This is a genomic window from Agrobacterium sp. 22-3639C2, from assembly GCF_053522105.1.
Genome location: NZ_JBNWDB010000001.1, coordinates 24,317 through 39,756, shown reverse-complemented (window position 1 = coordinate 39,756; position 15,440 = coordinate 24,317). Strand labels below are relative to the sequence as shown.

The following is a 15,440-nucleotide window of genomic DNA, read 5'->3' as shown; positions in this document are numbered from 1 at the left end:
ATTCGGTTCCCGATAAAAGGTTGAAGATATTCAGAATGTTCGTTGTGTGTCGTTCCGTTTCCGGCCGGCACATCCACATTCCTGTGCCTGTCACAGGAATGTGGGAGGAACCGGATGTGCCTTATCCCCGCGGAAATTCCAGGCCCATTTCGCGGAAACGTTCGGGGTCGTCGCCCCAGTTTTCGCGAACCTTGACGAACAGGAAGAGGTGGACCGGCTGTTCGAGGATTTCAGACAGTTCCTTGCGCGAGGCGGTGGAGATCGCCTTGATCGCGTCGCCGTTCTTGCCGAGAGCGATCTTCTTCTGGCTGTCGCGCTCGACATAGATCACCTGCTCGATGCGCACGGAGCCGTCCTTGCGCTCTTCCCACTTCTCCGTCTCAACATGCGAGGCGTAGGGAAGCTCCTGATGCAGACGCAGGAACAGCTTCTCGCGGGTGATTTCGGCGGCGAGCTGGCGCATCGGCAGATCGGAAATCTGGTCTTCCGGATAATACCACGGACCTTCCGGCAGGGTATCGACCAGATAATCCATAAGGTCTTCGCAGCCCGAGCCGTTGGTGGCCGAAATCATGAAGGTCCGGTCGAAGGTCACGTGCTCATTGGCGGCGGCAGCAAGCTTCAGCAGGTCTTCGCGCTTCACCTGGTCGATCTTGTTGAGGCAGAGGATTTTCTTCTGCGGAACATCCTTCAGCCCCTCGAGAATCGCTTCCGCGTCACCCTTCAGGCCGCGTTCGCTGTCGATCAGCAGCAGGATGAGATCCGCATCCTTCGCTCCGCCCCAGGCCGAAGTGACCATGGCGCGGTCGAGCCTGCGGCGCGGCTTGAAGATGCCGGGCGTGTCCATGAAAACAATCTGCGCATTTTTGTGAATGGCGATGCCGCGCATCACCGCGCGCGTCGTCTGTACCTTGTGGCTGACGATCGAAACTTTTGCACCCACCAGCCTGTTGACCAGCGTCGACTTGCCGGCATTGGTCGGGCCGATGAGGGCCACGAAGCCGGAGCGGGTCGGAAGGGCGATGTCTTCGCCGGCAACGGCGGGGTTTTCGTGATCGGTCATGATATCCATTCAAGGTCTGAGGTATTCAACATGCGGCCACAAGGTTCGCCATGCGCTCGATTTTAGCGCCACTATCTTTCGGGCGCTCAGTTCTAGGTGGAGCTTTTCTGCCAGACGCCTTCGCGTTCCAGCAATCTGGTTGCTGCCACCTGTTCGGCTGCGCGCTTGGAACGCTCGACGCCGGTTTCCGGCTTCACGCCGGGAATTTCCACCGTCACGGTGAAGCTAGGATCGTGATCCGGTCCGGAGCGATCGTCAACCCGATAAGCGGGCGTAACCGCAAATCTGGCATGCGCCCATTCCTGCAATTCAGTCTTGGCATCGCGCCGTCCGGCATCCACGCGCGTTGCGCGGCCCTGCCAGTATTTCAGAATGAACTTGCGGGATGCTTCCAGACCACCATCCAGATAGAGAGTGGCGATCAGGCTTTCGACCACATCGGCGCGCACGTTCAGCATCGCCTTGCCGGTCAGCTTCTTCACATCCGATCCGGTGCGAATGAAATTATGCAGGCCCATTTCGTCGCCGATAGCGGCGCAGGATTCGGCGCTGACAAGCTGGTTGAGGCGAACCGAAAGCTCCCCTTCGCTGGCGTTGCGGAAGGTGGAGAACAACAGCTCGGCAACACAAAGGCCGAGAACGCGGTCGCCCAAAAACTCCAGCCGCTCGTAATTGCCCGCCGCAGCGGAACGGGCACTCGCATGGGTCAAGGCCCGGTCGAGCCGGGCCTTTTCCTTGAATTCATATCCGATCAACGCTTCGAGACGGGAAATCTCCGCAATCGACAGCGGCTTGGTCTTGCTCATCCCACAACCTTGAAGAGACGGTCCCAGCGCATGTTGGACGGCCAGTCCCAAATGCGGCTGAACGGCGTGTCATTGCCCAGCGAGAAGAAGATGACGCTGGCGCGGCCGATCAGGTTTTCTTCCGGCACGAAACCGACATCGAAACGGCTGTCGAGCGAGTTGTCGCGATTATCGCCCATCATGAAATAATGGCCTTCCGGCACCAGGAATTCGCGGGTGTTGTCGCCGCGCGAATCGGGCGACTGGTCGAGCGTGTCGAAGGTGACGCCATTATCGAGCGTTTCGCGGAACACCGGTACATTGGCGCCCGGATCGGCACGGTAATCGGAGGTGAAGGTGCCATCAGGCTGCTTCGGAACCGGCTGGCCGTTGATGAACAGCACGCCGTTCGTCACCTGGATGCGGTCACCGGGCAAGCCGACGAGACGCTTGATGTAATCGACTTCAGGATTGGGCGGCAGGCGGAAGACCACGACATCGCCACGCTTGGGCTTGCTGAATTCGAGGATACGGCCGGAAAACAGGTTCGGCGAAAAGGGCAGCGAATATTTCGAATAGCCGTAGGAGAACTTGTTGACGAAAAGATAGTCGCCTACCAGCAGCGTCGGCATCATCGAACCTGAAGGGATCGTGAAGGGCTGAAACAGCACGGTGCGGATGACCATGGCCAGCAGCAGCGCCTGAATGATGACCTTGACGTTTTCCCAGAGGGCGTTCTGCTTCTTTTCAGCTTTTTCGGACACTTAAAGACCTGCCTGATTGTTTACCGGTTCCTGCGATTTGACGGAGGCGTCCGGGCCGTTGTTGCTCGCGACTGCGGCGGGGTGAAGCAATTTTTCACGCAGCCAGCGACGCTTTCATATTTCTGCGACTTCTCTAGAACCTTTCCAGCCGGAAGGGAAGCGCTTCTGTCATACGCCTGCAAATAGGCCGCCAATGCGGCAGCCGCCGGTCTCAGTCGCTCACGGGAAGCGCCTCGATAATCACAAATGCCTGAGCGTAAGGGTAATCGTCCGTGATGGTCAGATGGATATTGGCGCGGTGACCGGCGGGCAGCATCGCCGCCAGCCTTTCTGCGGCACCGTTGGTGAGCGCCATGGTCGGCTTGCCGCCCGGCAGATTGACGACCCCCATGTCCTTCCAGAAAACGCCGTTCGCAAGGCCGGTTCCGAGCGCCTTTGAACAGGCTTCCTTGGCGGCGAAACGCTTGGCGTAGGATGCCGCGCGGTTCTTGCGGCCATCGGACTTGGCGCGCTCGATATCGGTGAAACAGCGGTGCGTGAAACGTTCACCGAAACGGGTGAGCGAATGTTCGACGCGGCGGATATCGATCAGGTCGCTGCCCAATCCAAGGATCATTTCAACATCTCCAGAGACGCGTTTTTATTGGCGGCGCGATGCGCGAGATTTTCCATCTTGCGGCGCTGGAAACCGCTGATGAGGCTATAGACGGTGATATAGGCGATGACCGCGCTCACGGCCGCGGGCAGAAGCGCACCTACGGTCATGGGTTCCAGCACCGGCCTCCATATCTGCCGGAATTCGAGGTGGCTGAACAGCGCAACGAAATCCACATGCGCACCCCCCGCCTCCTTCTGTCGTCCGAGCAGGAAATGCCCGAGTTCCCAGGTGGACGCCCAGATGAACGGAAATGTCAGGGGATTGGCGAAGGTGGTGCCGAGTGCTGCCGCGACGAGATTGACGCGCATGAGGAAACCGAGCGCCATGGCGATAATGATATGCACGCCGAGAAACGGTGTCCACGCCACGCCGATACCGAGCGCGACACCGGCGGCAATCGAATGCGGAGACGCAGACAACCGCAGGAGACGCAGCTTCATATAGCGCAGCGAACGGGTAAAACCCGTGCGCGGCCAAAAGAGGTCACGAATCTTATCTGAAAAACCAACGGGTTCACGGCGGCGAAACGGCATGAGGGCAGTCTATTTCATCGCCCCGGCTGAGCCAAGAGCATCGTATACGACACGGGGATTTCTTTTGCAGGCATATTTTCCCCGTCATTCCGACCTTTAGCTGGAATTCCGCCCACACCCCGTGGCATCACCGAGTATACGAACCTTGCCGAACACTCTGACGTCATCCTCAGGCTTGTCCCGAGGATTTGCAAACGATTGATTGAATGCGAGGTTATCAGATCCCTGGGACCAGCCAAGGATGACGTCAAGGAAACAACCACCTCTCGCCGTCAAATTCGTTTCAAAAGCAGCATGTCCTATCATTTAGACCGGACAGCGGTGCACGCCCGTTCGTAACGCGCGTTCACACAGCCTTACGAGACACGAGAAGGAGCTGACCGATAACGGCCACCCACCTTCCAAGTCCCATACGCATGGCGAACGGCTGCCATGCGCTGAGTGCATTACCGGCGGAACAGGCCGCGGTCGATTTCGCGCTGGCGGAACTCGAGGTCGACATTCGACACGGAGCCGCTGAGATATTCGAATTCGCGTTCCTGGGTCGTCTTGCCACGAACTGCACGGGCGATCTTGCGAAGCGGAGTAAACATGATTTCATGTCCTTTCAGTTTGGAAATGGCGTTTCTCATCGGGGTAGGACCACCGGCACGCCGCGTTTTCCGTTTTCAATTTCTGAAAGGAAGATAGTCGCAAACCACATGCGCGACCAGAGACAGTAAAAGGCCGCTGCCATGCATCCAATGCATAACAGCGGCCTTTTGGAATGTGCGAATGATCAAAAATGCCTCAATCGAAGGCACGTTTGACAGTGGATACGCAATCGAGGTCTTTCAGCTGCGACAGCAGCTGGTTGAGTTGCCGCAAATCCCAGACTTCGACATCCAGCGCCAGTTCGGAAAAATCCGTGCCGATGCGGACCATATTCAGGGCGCGTATGTTGACATCCAGCGTCGCGATCGATTGCGCCACGGAGGCGAGCGTGCCGGGTTCGTTCAGCGCGTTGATCATCACCCGCGCCATGAAGCGCGACTTGTTCGCCTCATCAAGATCCCAGCGGACATCAATCCAGCGCTCCGGCTCATCGTCGAAACGCTGCAGCGCCGGCGCCTGAATGGGATAGATGGTGATGCCCTTGCCTTTTTCCATGATGCCGACGATGCGATCACCCGGAACGGCGCCGGCGGCACCGAAATGCACATCGACATTGCCGGAAAGGCCACGGATGGGCAGCGGGTCCGGTCCATCGAGCATTTCGGCTGCGCCATCGTCTTCCAGAACGGAGCGCGACTTTCCGGGGATCTTGAAGACCATACCGGAAGCGCTGCGCATGTTGAACCAGCCGTCGTCGCCGGTCATCTTCACCGTCACGCGCTCGTCCTGATAATCCGGATAGACTGCACGCAGCACATCGAGCGAGGAGACCTCGCCGCGCCCGACGGCGGCGATAGCGTCTTCCACATCCTTCTGCGCCAGACGATGCAGCACAGGTTTCAGCGCGTCACGCGAGAAGGCCTTGCCGGCACGTTCGAAAGTGCGCTCCAGAATACGGTAACCGAGACCCGAATATTGCTTGCGAATGGCCATGCGCGTGGCGCGGCGGATGGCCGAGCGGGCTTTACCCGTCACCACCACCTCTTCCCATGCGGCGGGCGGAACCTGCACGCCGGAGCGGATGATCTCCACCTCGTCGCCATTGTTGAGCCGGGTCACAAGCGGCATGATCCGGCCGTTGATCTTGGCGCCAACTGTGGTGTCGCCGATATTGGTGTGCACCGCATAGGCGAAATCGATGGGCGTCGCGCCACGCGGCAGCGCAATCAGCTTGCCCTTGGGCGTGAAGCAGAACACCTGATCCTGGAACAGTTCCAGCTTGGTGTGTTCGAGGAATTCTTCCGGGCTGTCGCCTTCTGCCAGCGATTCGATGGTGTGGCGCAGCCAGGAATAGGCGTTGCTCTCCGGCGAGAGCAGATCGCCCTCCCCGTTTTCGCCGTCCTTATAAAGCGCATGGGCGGCAATGCCGAATTCGGCGATTTCGTGCATGCGCTTGGTGCGCAGCTGCAACTCGATACGCTGGCGCGAAGGGCCAACGATCGTGGTGTGGATGGAACGATAGTCGTTCTGCTTCGGCGTGGAGATATAGTCCTTGAAGCGGCCGGGTACCACGCGCCAGCGGGTGTGGACAATGCCGAGCGCCCGGTAGCAGGAAGGAATATCGTCCACCAGAATGCGGAAGCCGTAGACGTCGGACAACTGCTCGAAAGAGAGCGATTTCGACTGCATCTTGCGGAACACCGAATAGGGCTTCTTCTGACGCCCCTTGACGCTGGCGCCGAGAAGGCCATTCGCCACGAGTAGCTCGCGCAATTCGTCCTCGATCTTCTTGATGAGCCCTTCGTTGCGCGTTTCCAGTTCCTGAAGGCGGTTGGTCACCGTCTCATAGGCTTCCGGATTGAGGTAACGGAAGGACAGGTCCTCCAGCTCGTCGCGCATGTCCTGCATGCCCATGCGGCCGGCCAGCGGCGCATAGATTTCCATGGTTTCTTCGGAAATGCGGCTGCGTTTGTCCGCCGGCATATATTCCATGGTGCGCATGTTGTGCAGGCGGTCGGCCAGCTTCACCAGAAGAACGCGCACGTCGTCGGAAATGGCAAGCAGCAGCTTGCGCAGGTTTTCGGCCTGCTTGGCCTTGCGCGTGACGAGATCGAGTTTCTTGAGCTTGGTCAGCCCCTCCACCAGTCTGCCGATATCCTCGCCGAACAGCTCGTCGATTTCAGCGCGGGTAGCGGTGGTATCCTCGATCGTATCGTGAAGCAGCGCCACCGCGATGGTCGATTCGTCGAGATGCATTTCCGTCAGGATGGCGGCAACTTCCAGCGGATGCGAGATATAGGGGTCGCCATTGGCCCGCTTTTGCTGGCCATGTTTCTGCATTGCATAAACATAGGCCTTGTTCAGCAGGGCCTCATTCGCATCCGGTTTATATTTTTGAACCCGCTCAACGAGTTCGTATTGCCGCATCATGCGATATTCCACAAAAAGAAAGCGCGCCAACCTTGGGGTCGGCGCACAATGCTGCATCAATAGGGATCAGATTATGACGGCAAATATTGACAGACGGTAACCACCGCCTGCCAATGGCGTCATAAAGTCAGATCAATAGTCGTCATTTTTTTCCGGCGGCACAAGGCCTTCGATACCGGCCAGCAGTTCTTCTTCCGACATCTGGTCGAAAGTAACGGTTTCCGGCTGGTCGTCCTCTTCGCCATCGGCAGTAGCGGAGGCTGCCAGCGTAACCGGATCGGGCTCGGGCTCGTCCACTTCCACATGCTTCTGCAGCGAATGGATGAGATCTTCCTTGAGGTCGTCGGGCGAGAGCATCTCGTCGGCGATTTCGCGCAGAGCGACGACCGGGTTCTTGTCGTTATCGCGGTCAACCGTGATGGACGAGCCCTGGGAAATCTGGCGCGCACGGTGGCTGGCGAGAAGGACCAGCTCGAAACGGTTGTCTACTTTATCAATGCAATCTTCAACTGTGACGCGGGCCATTGCCTGTCCTTTGCGAGTCGTAATGTCGTGGATCAGAGCGCCGTGCTTTCTTGAGGATGCACAAGGGATGCTCTAACCTATTGAATCTGCGCTTCGTGCCTTGCGAAAAACGCTTTGGATTCCTCGCGACGAAGCCTTCCAGCTTCCGATACAGCCATTGGCCGCGGAATTCAAGTTTTTCCTGTCTTTGGCGTCTTTTGGCACCTTATTGCCCTTGTTTGGCGTCTGATGAACAAAATGTCTAGAAGAATTGTCTTGGAATACGGGTGAAGTTACCTTACTTAAAACGCAACGGCGCTACGCAAAATTCGTTGATACGACATGATTTTTCGCATTTGCGACCGGAAATAAAAGCCAGATAATGGCCTTTCCAAAAAAGGAATGGGATGGAATGTTCGATCCACGGGAGAAAATTGCGCTCTTTATAGATGGAGCCAATCTTTATGCAGCATCTAAAAGCCTGGGGTTCGATATCGACTATCGCAAGCTTCTTAAGGCGTTTCAGAAGCGCGGATACCTGCTGCGCGCCTACTATTACACCGCATTGATCGAGGATCAGGAATATTCCTCGATCCGCCCTCTGATCGACTGGCTGGATTATAACGGCTACAAGGTCGTGACGAAGCCGGCGAAGGAATTCACCGACGCGCTCGGTCGCCGCAAGATCAAAGGCAACATGGATATCGAACTTGCTGTCGATGCCATGGAACAGTCAGAGACCGTCGATCATCTGGTTCTGTTTTCCGGTGACGGCGACTTCACAAAGCTGGTGGACGCGCTTCAGCGCAAGGGCCGCAAGGTTTCCGTGGTGTCCACCATGGCAACGCAGCCCGCAATGATCGCCGACGATCTGCGCAGGCAGGCAGATCACTTCATTGATCTCATGACCTTGAAGGCCGAAATCGGGCGTGATCCGAACGAGCGCCCTGCCCGGCACGTCGAAAGCCCCGAAACGATCTGATCCCGGTTTTTAAGCCGCCGACCTAATGAGAACGCGTCCGTCTGCAAGGCGGGCGCGTTTTTGTTTGGCGCCACAACCGTGTATTCCTGCCGGAAAATTCCTCTTAAAATTAACAAACATCAAATTCGGCCAGTCAAAATTATATCTTGGTTAATTTTAGACGTGTCTAAATCACCCAACGGCACCAACGACATGATTTCGGTGTCAAATCAGGATGTTCAGACATGCATGGCCAAGTAAAAACCAATCAACAACTCGACGAAAGACTTAATTTTCTGGGGCTTGGCCAGGAGCAACGGCAAAACCTTTCGGACATGAAGGGCGTCATTACAGGCTCGCTCGACGCCTCTCTCGACCGGTTTTATGCGAAGGCGCGCTCCGTGCCGGAAACGGCGAAATTCTTTGCAAGCGACGCGCATGTCCAGCATGCCAAAGGCATGCAGATGAAACACTGGGCAAGAATTGCCTCCGGCACCTTCAACTCGGACTATACCGATGCCGTGACGGCCATCGGCCGTACCCATGCAAGGCTGGGGCTGGAGCCGAGATGGTATATTGGCGGTTACGCGCTGATGCTTGATGGCATCGTCAAAGCCGTCGTCAATTCGGAACTGAAGGGCCTTTTCCAGGAAAAGAAGGCCAAGAAGCTGAACGACGCCCTGACGGTAACGATCAAGGCCGCCCTTCTCGACATGGACTATTCGATCTCCGTATACCTCGACGTGCTTGCCGCCGAGCGGCTGAAGGTCGAGGAGGAACAGGCGCAGATGAAGAAGGAGCAGGAGCACGTTCTCGAACTGCTCAACAACGCCCTGAACAAGCTGGCGAATGGCGACCTTACCTCCAGCATCAATGAAAAGACTGCACCACAATTCGAGGGGCTGATTGCCAATTTCAACGCTGCGGTCGGCAATCTCGCGGGTGCATTCTCGCAGATCGTCGAGGAAGCCAACAAGATATCAGGCAATACGCGCGAACTGACATCGGCGACCGACGACATGGCCCGCAGAACGGAGCAGCAGGCAGCAGCCCTTGAGGAAACCGCCGCCGCCGTGGAGGAAATCACCACCATTTCCAAGCTTTCGGCGCAGCGCTCCGAAGAAGCCAAGGCCATCGTCGAAAGCTCGGCCGCCGAAGCGGCGCGGTCACGGGATGTGGTGACGGAAGCGGTAAAAGCGATGGGCGCCATCGAGGAATCGTCGCAGAAGATCACCCAGATCATTTCCGTCATCGACGAGATTTCGTTCCAGACGAACCTTCTGGCGCTGAATGCCGGTGTGGAAGCCGCGCGTGCCGGTGAAGCTGGCAAGGGTTTTGCCGTCGTCGCCCAGGAAGTGCGCGAGCTGGCACAGCGTTCAGCCAACGCCGCCAAGGAGATCAAGACCCTCATCACCAAATCCTCGGAGGATGTGATGCAGGGCGTATCGCTGGTCAATAAAACCGGGCAATCGCTGAATACGATCGGCAACAAGGTGGATCATATTCAGGAACATATCACCTCACTGACCAAGGCGGCCCAGGAGCAGTCCGTCGGCATTCAGGAAATCAGCGCCGCCATCAACAGCATGGACAATCTGACCCAGAAGAATGCGGCCATGGTGGAAGAAACCAACGCGGCCACGCACAATCTGAGCGATGTGAGCGCCAATCTGGCGGCACTGGTCAGCCGGTTCAGCGTTTCGGCGTCCACCTCCTATGTGGAGCGGACTTACAGGGCGGCGTGAGAGCTGTCTATTCAAGAGGCGAAAGCATCCCCGCTCTCATTTCTGTGCTTGTCACAACAATCTAGCCAGACCAAATCCTTGGGCTGAAAAGAACTCGCTCGCCGCGCAGACGCGCGGCGGCTTGATTCCTGCGACAAGTGCAGGAATGAGGGATGAGCTCTAGGCGTTGTTGCCCTTCAGCAGCCGCGACTTCTGCCGGTTCCAGTCGCGTTCCTTCTCCGTCTCGCGCTTGTCGTGCAGCTTCTTGCCCTTGGCCAGTGCCAGTTCCAGCTTCGCACGGCCCTTTTCGTTGAAATAGACCTTCAGCGGCACCAGCGTCATGCCTTCACGGTTGATGCCGGCGCGTAGACGGTTGATCTCGCGCTTGTTCAGCAGCAACTTGCGACGGCGGCGCGGCTCGTGGTTGAAGCGGTTGGCCTGCAGATATTCCGGCAGGTGGGAATTGATGAGCCAGATTTCATCGCCCTCGTCCGATGCGTAGGACTCGGCGATATTAGCCTTGCCTTCGCGCAGCGCCTTGACCTCGGTGCCGGTCAGCACCAAACCCGCCTCATAGGTGTCGATGATTTCGTAGTTGAAACGAGCCTTGCGGTTTTCCGCAACGATCTTGTTCACCACGCGCTGGCTGCCTTTGGGGGCCATGATATTTCAATCCCTTGTTTTTCTTATTGCGCCTGCGGCTTGTCCGCCACGAGCGGTTTTCACGTTTCTATTTAGTATCGTCGTTACGAAAAGAAAAGGCGCGCGAAACGGCTTCTGTCGCGAAGCAGTCCCATTGCGCGCCTTTCGGGTTTCAGGTGTCCGTCAGTTCATCAGGCCGGCATGCTTCAGCGCCGCGTCGATTGCCGCTTCCGTTGCCGGTTCCAGCGTGCTCATCAACGGCGAGCGGACCTTGCGGTTGCCGCCACGGGTCTTCGAAAGCGCATATTTTGTGCCGCAGACACCAGGTTCCATGAAGATGGCCCGGTGCAGAGGCATCAGGCGGTCCTGATACTCCAGCGCCTTGGCGTAGTCGCCTGCAAGCATGGCCGCCTGGAATTCGGAACAGAGGCGTGGCGCAACATTGGCGCTGACCGAAATGCAGCCGACGCCGCCATGGGCGTTGAAGCCGAGTGCCGTGCCATCTTCGCCGGACAGCTGGATGAAATCCTTGCCGCAGGAAATCCGCTGTTCGGAGACGCGGTCGAGCTTGCCAGTCGCATCCTTGACGCCGACGATGTTCTTGTGCGCCTTCACAAGCGCACCCATGGTTTCCGGCGACATATCCACCACCGAACGCGGCGGGATGTTATAGATGACGATCGGCAGTTTCACCGCTTCCGCAACTGCGGAAAAATGGGCGAAAAGCCCCTTCTGCGTCGGCTTGTTGTAATAGGGGGTGACCACCAGCAGCGCATCCGCGCCGGCATCCTGCGCGTGCAGGGCAAGTTCGATCGCTTCATCGGTATTGTTGGAGCCAGCGCCCGCGATGACCGGAACCCGTTTCGCCGCTACCTCGATGCACAGCTCGACCACACGTTTGTGCTCGTCATGGGACAGGGTTGGAGATTCCCCCGTCGTGCCCACAGGCACAAGTCCGTTGCTGCCTTCGGCAATCTGCCATTCCACATGGGCGGCAAATGCCTGTTCGTCCACGGCACCATTGTCCGTAAACGGGGTAATGAGGGCGGGAATTGATCCCTTGAACATACAAAGCTCCTGGCGCCGAGCCGGTTCATGCTTCGGCCGCATTCGATGGTTAAAACCGGCACACATTAGTGCCAGCCCTTGGCGCCGACAAGCGCAAAGGCAGCCTATTTTGTCCGAAATTGTCGGAAGTGTGACAGTCGCGGAAGCTCACGCGGCAGGCAAAAAACGAGGCGGTGGAATTTTACGCCGCTCGCAGACCGGTGAATAAAAGTTGATTGGAGTGCCGAGCGGAAAGTAAGGTTTCGTTAAGCACAGTCTCCGTAGATTCCAGAGCGGGATCTGAGGCGAAACTCATAGGTGCAACGCACTGGCGCATTTCGCAATCCCGCTGCAATGAAACGACAATACAAGAAGGTCGATTGTTTCCGTCCAGTGATGAAGAGCGGTATGAAAAAGACAGTTTGGGGATTGATGGCGGCAGGTCTTGCCGCGACCGTTTGGAACGCGCTGGCCGGCCCCGTGCCGGAAGCTGCCGTGCCGCTTCCCTATGTGAAGCCGAATGCGCCTGCTGTTCCCGCCTTCATGCCGGCCTCACCCGAAATTACCGGCGCCATACCACGCCTTAACCGGCCTGACGATGCGAGCCAGCTTAAAGCCGGACTGGATGCGCTTTCCAGCCGCGACACGACACGCGCCATCGCCCTTCGCAACGCCATGCAGACAGGCAGTCTCGACCGGCATATTCTTACCTGGGCGATTGCCATTTCCGGCCAGAAGGACGTGCCTTCCGCCGAAATCACTACAGCCCAGAGCGAACTGGCGGGGTGGCCGGGTGCGGCGACGCTGCGCGCCAATTCCGAAAAGGCGCTTTACCGCGAAAATCCACCGGCGCCCCAGGTGCTTGCCGCTTTTGGCAGCGGCCGGCCGGAAACAGCCGAGGGCACCGTTGTGCTGGCCAAGGCCCTCACCTCTTCCGGCAAGGCTTTGGAAGCACAACGCCTCATTCGCCAGCTCTGGGTGAGCGAAGGCATGGACAAGGACATGGAAGACCGTGTTCTTGCCGAGTTCCCCACTTATCTGACGCCCGCCGACCACAAGGCGCGGATGGATTATCTGATGTATCGCAGCCGAATCGGCCAGGCGAAACGTTTCGGTGATCTCGGCAAGGCGCAGTCGCTCTACAATGCCTGGGCCGCCGTGCTGCAGCGCTCAGGCAATGCCGTGGCGCTGCTGGGCAAGGTTGACGCCAACTTGCGCAGCGACCCTGCTTTTCTCTTCGCGCGCATCGAAAATCTCCGCAACCAGCAGAAATATCCGGAAGCCGCAGCACTTTTAAAGCAGGCGCCGAAGGACACGGCAAAACTCGTCAATCCCGGCGAATGGTGGAACGAGCGGCGAATCATCGCGCGCGGCGTCGCCGATCGCGGCGATTTTGCCGAAGCCTATCGCATCGTTGCCAATCATTCGGCCACATCAGCCGTCGATGTTGCCGATGCGGAATTCCATGCCGGCTGGTATGCGTTGCGGGCGCTGCGCGATCCCGCCACGGCCTCACGCCACTTCAACACCCTTTTGCAGACCTCGAACCGGCCACTGTCCGCCTCGCGGGCCTATTATTGGCTGGGGCGGGCGGCGGAAGTGGGCGGGCCGGGCAATGCCCGCGATTTCTTCACCAAGGCGGCTGCCCATTCCGGCACCTTTTACGGCCAGCTTGCCGCCGCACGAATCGATGCAAAGACGCTGAACGTCACATACCCTGCCCCGAGCGCTGCCGACCGTGAACGATTTGCCGGCCGCGAAGCCGTGCGGGCCATCGACAGGCTGGAAGCCGCAGGCTACGGCTGGCGGGCCGACAGCCTCTACAGGTCATTGGCAGATCAGCTCGACAGCCCGGGCGAGCTTGCCATTCTGGCAGCAAGGGCGGAGGGCAACGGCAACCATCAGGTATCACTGCAAATCGGCAAGACGGCCTTCAGCCGCGGCATCGATGCGGCCGCCCTTGCCTACCCGCTCGGTGTCATTCCCGCCAGTGCCAATATTGCCGGCTCCGGCAAGGCGCTTGCCTATGCCATCGCCCGGCAGGAAAGCGCCTTCAACCCGGCCGCCGTCTCCGCTGCCAATGCCCGCGGACTGCTGCAATTATTGCCCGGAACCGCCAAGGGCGTGGCCGGGCGCCACGGCTTGCCCTACACGCAGGCGATGCTGACCAGCGACGCCGGATATAACGCCACGCTCGGCGCACATTATCTCGGCGAACAGATCGACAGTTTCGGCGGCTCCTACATCCTCACCTTCATCGCCTATAATGCCGGCCCGAAACGCGTGCCGGAATGGATCGCCCGCTACGGCGACCCGCGTGGCAAGCCTATCGACGATGTCGTGGACTGGATCGAGCGCATCCCCTTCCCCGAAACACGCAATTACGTGCAGCGGGTGATGGAGAATTATCAGGTCTACAAGACGAGGCTTGGACAACAGGCCGATATCGTCGATGACCTGCGTCATGGCCGGGCGGGGTAACAATCGAGGTTATCGGTTGATGACTGTGACAATATCGAAGCACCGGCTGGCCCGGTGCTTTTTTGTTTTCAGGATGCACCGGGCAGTTACGCTTTCACGGCACTCAAACGAAAAAGCCCGGCTCGAGAGCCGGGCTTTCCATCACTGACAATGTCAGATCAGATTAGAACGTGCGCTGAAGGCGAACGAAGCCGGTCCAGCTGTCGCCGGTCGGACCATCGACGTCCTGGTAGTTTGCAGCGATCTTGGCATCGAGACCCTGGGTGATCTTGTAATCAACCGTCAGGCCAGCGCGCCATGCATCGTTGTCGCCGGTGAAGTCACCATCAGGAGCGATATCGATCGTGCCGAGGTACTGAGCGCCGGGGGTGATGGTCAGCTTGTCAGTTGCCTTGATTGCGTATTCAGCAGCAACTGCCCACTCGGACTCTTCGTAGTAGTAGTTTGCGCCAGAAGCCCAAACGCCAGAGAGACCGAAGGTGCCGGGACCGATGTCAGCATACAGGATAGCGCGGATTGCGCCGTTTTCCTGGTCCGTGTCGTAAGAGCCGAGCAGGTTGGCGGTGACAGCACCGAACTTAACACCAACGATACCGCTGACGCCAACGTTGTTCGGGCCTTCAAAGACGCCACCCTTGGCAACGCCGAGGTTGGAATTGCCATCACGTACCGAGTCGAGTTCTTCAACGCTGATACCAGCATAGAACGAACCAGCATCGTAGGTGTAACGCAGAGCGTTGCCACGGGTGGTGTTCGAAGACAGGATATCGGTTTCGCCGGAGAGATCGTCATCCCACCAGGTGTACATGTAACCGACCTTCAGGCCGCCGAGCTCGATGAAAGCCTGGTCGACGTTTACGCCGCGGCTCGAGTCGTTGTCAGCCTGGCCACGAAGACCGATGTAACCACGCAGAGCGCCGAGTTCGGTGTCGGTGCGGGTGTCGATGTTGAACTGGGCGCGCGTGAACGAGTTCCAGTCAGACGTACCGGACTGGTTACGACCGAAGTCCGTCTGGAAACGGATGTAACCGTCGAACTTAAGGCAGGTTTCGGTGCCGGGGATGTAGAAGAAGCCGGTGCCGAAAGCGTCGCAAACGCGAACGTATTCCAGGGGCTCAGGCTCAGCAGCGACGATAGCGTCGGCAGCGTGAGCGCCGGATACTGCTGCGAGAGCCGCAGCGGAGCCGATCAAAAGGCTCTTGATGTTCATGGTTGACCTCCAGTCAAACGCTTAAATTTCTAAGCAGCGGGTGG

Annotated in this window: 14 protein-coding genes; 3 read left to right on the top strand and 11 right to left on the bottom strand. The window is 58.2% G+C overall.

The annotated features are described in order from the left end of the window. Window positions 1-121 precede the first annotated feature (121 nt). The 8 genes from era to rpoZ form a co-directional block, all read right to left on the bottom strand. Complete coding sequence (gene era / locus ACQZ6D_RS00205; protein WP_013635798.1) at window positions 122-1,072, bottom strand: GTPase Era; 951 nt, start codon at window positions 1,070-1,072, stop codon at window positions 122-124. A gap of 83 nt (window positions 1,073-1,155) precedes the next feature. Further along, complete coding sequence (gene rnc, locus ACQZ6D_RS00200; protein ID WP_003512245.1) at window positions 1,156-1,869, bottom strand: ribonuclease III; 714 nt, start codon at window positions 1,867-1,869, stop codon at window positions 1,156-1,158. Next, complete coding sequence (gene lepB / locus ACQZ6D_RS00195) at window positions 1,866-2,612, bottom strand: signal peptidase I (RefSeq protein WP_003512243.1); 747 nt, start codon at window positions 2,610-2,612, stop codon at window positions 1,866-1,868. Before lepB ends, rnc begins: the two co-directional genes overlap by 4 nt. A gap of 211 nt (window positions 2,613-2,823) precedes the next feature. Beyond that, entirely contained in the window at window positions 2,824-3,228 is a 405-nt protein-coding gene (acpS, locus tag ACQZ6D_RS00190) for a holo-ACP synthase (RefSeq protein ID WP_003512241.1), read from the bottom strand. Continuing rightward, on the bottom strand, window positions 3,225-3,803 hold the full coding sequence (locus tag ACQZ6D_RS00185; protein ID WP_065704830.1) for a DUF2062 domain-containing protein: 579 nt from the start codon (window positions 3,801-3,803) through the stop codon (window positions 3,225-3,227). Before ACQZ6D_RS00185 ends, acpS begins: the two co-directional genes overlap by 4 nt. Window positions 3,804-4,249: 446 nt before the next feature. Further along, window positions 4,250-4,396, bottom strand: a complete 147-nt coding sequence (locus ACQZ6D_RS00180) for a hypothetical protein (RefSeq protein WP_003496944.1) — start codon at window positions 4,394-4,396, stop codon at window positions 4,250-4,252. A 196-nt stretch (window positions 4,397-4,592) separates the two neighbouring features. Next, window positions 4,593-6,827 (bottom strand): RelA/SpoT family protein, encoded by a 2,235-nt coding sequence (locus ACQZ6D_RS00175; RefSeq protein WP_003512236.1) that lies wholly within the window; start codon window positions 6,825-6,827, stop codon window positions 4,593-4,595. 132 nt (window positions 6,828-6,959) lie between these two features. Then, window positions 6,960-7,352: a DNA-directed RNA polymerase subunit omega gene (gene rpoZ / locus ACQZ6D_RS00170; protein WP_003512234.1), complete on the bottom strand. Its 393-nt coding sequence runs from the start codon at window positions 7,350-7,352 to the stop codon at window positions 6,960-6,962. Between the two features lie 391 nt (window positions 7,353-7,743). Between rpoZ and ACQZ6D_RS00165 the strand changes: the two genes are divergently transcribed. Together ACQZ6D_RS00165 and ACQZ6D_RS00160 are read left to right on the top strand one after the other, a co-directional pair. Beyond that, a complete protein-coding gene (locus tag ACQZ6D_RS00165; protein WP_013635795.1) occupies window positions 7,744-8,313 on the top strand; it encodes a LabA-like NYN domain-containing protein in 570 nt (189 codons plus the stop codon). Between the two features lie 224 nt (window positions 8,314-8,537). Then, window positions 8,538-10,037: a globin-coupled sensor protein gene (locus tag ACQZ6D_RS00160; protein ID WP_065704832.1), complete on the top strand. Its 1,500-nt coding sequence runs from the start codon at window positions 8,538-8,540 to the stop codon at window positions 10,035-10,037. 159 nt (window positions 10,038-10,196) lie between these two features. On the opposite strand, the gene smpB is transcribed toward ACQZ6D_RS00160, so the two are convergent. Next, a complete protein-coding gene (gene smpB, locus ACQZ6D_RS00155; protein ID WP_003512228.1) occupies window positions 10,197-10,679 on the bottom strand; it encodes an SsrA-binding protein SmpB in 483 nt (160 codons plus the stop codon). A 162-nt stretch (window positions 10,680-10,841) separates the two neighbouring features. Further along, window positions 10,842-11,726, bottom strand: a complete 885-nt coding sequence (dapA, locus tag ACQZ6D_RS00150; protein WP_003512226.1) for a 4-hydroxy-tetrahydrodipicolinate synthase — start codon at window positions 11,724-11,726, stop codon at window positions 10,842-10,844. 387 nt (window positions 11,727-12,113) lie between these two features. Here dapA and ACQZ6D_RS00145 point away from each other — a divergent pair, with 387 nt between their 5' ends. Then, a complete protein-coding gene (locus ACQZ6D_RS00145; RefSeq protein WP_065704834.1) occupies window positions 12,114-14,186 on the top strand; it encodes a lytic transglycosylase domain-containing protein in 2,073 nt (690 codons plus the stop codon). A gap of 163 nt (window positions 14,187-14,349) precedes the next feature. On the opposite strand, the gene ACQZ6D_RS00140 is transcribed toward ACQZ6D_RS00145, so the two are convergent. Then, window positions 14,350-15,396, bottom strand: coding sequence for a porin (locus ACQZ6D_RS00140; protein WP_065704838.1), 1,047 nt, complete (start codon window positions 15,394-15,396; stop codon window positions 14,350-14,352). Between the last annotated feature and the right edge of the window lie 44 nt (window positions 15,397-15,440).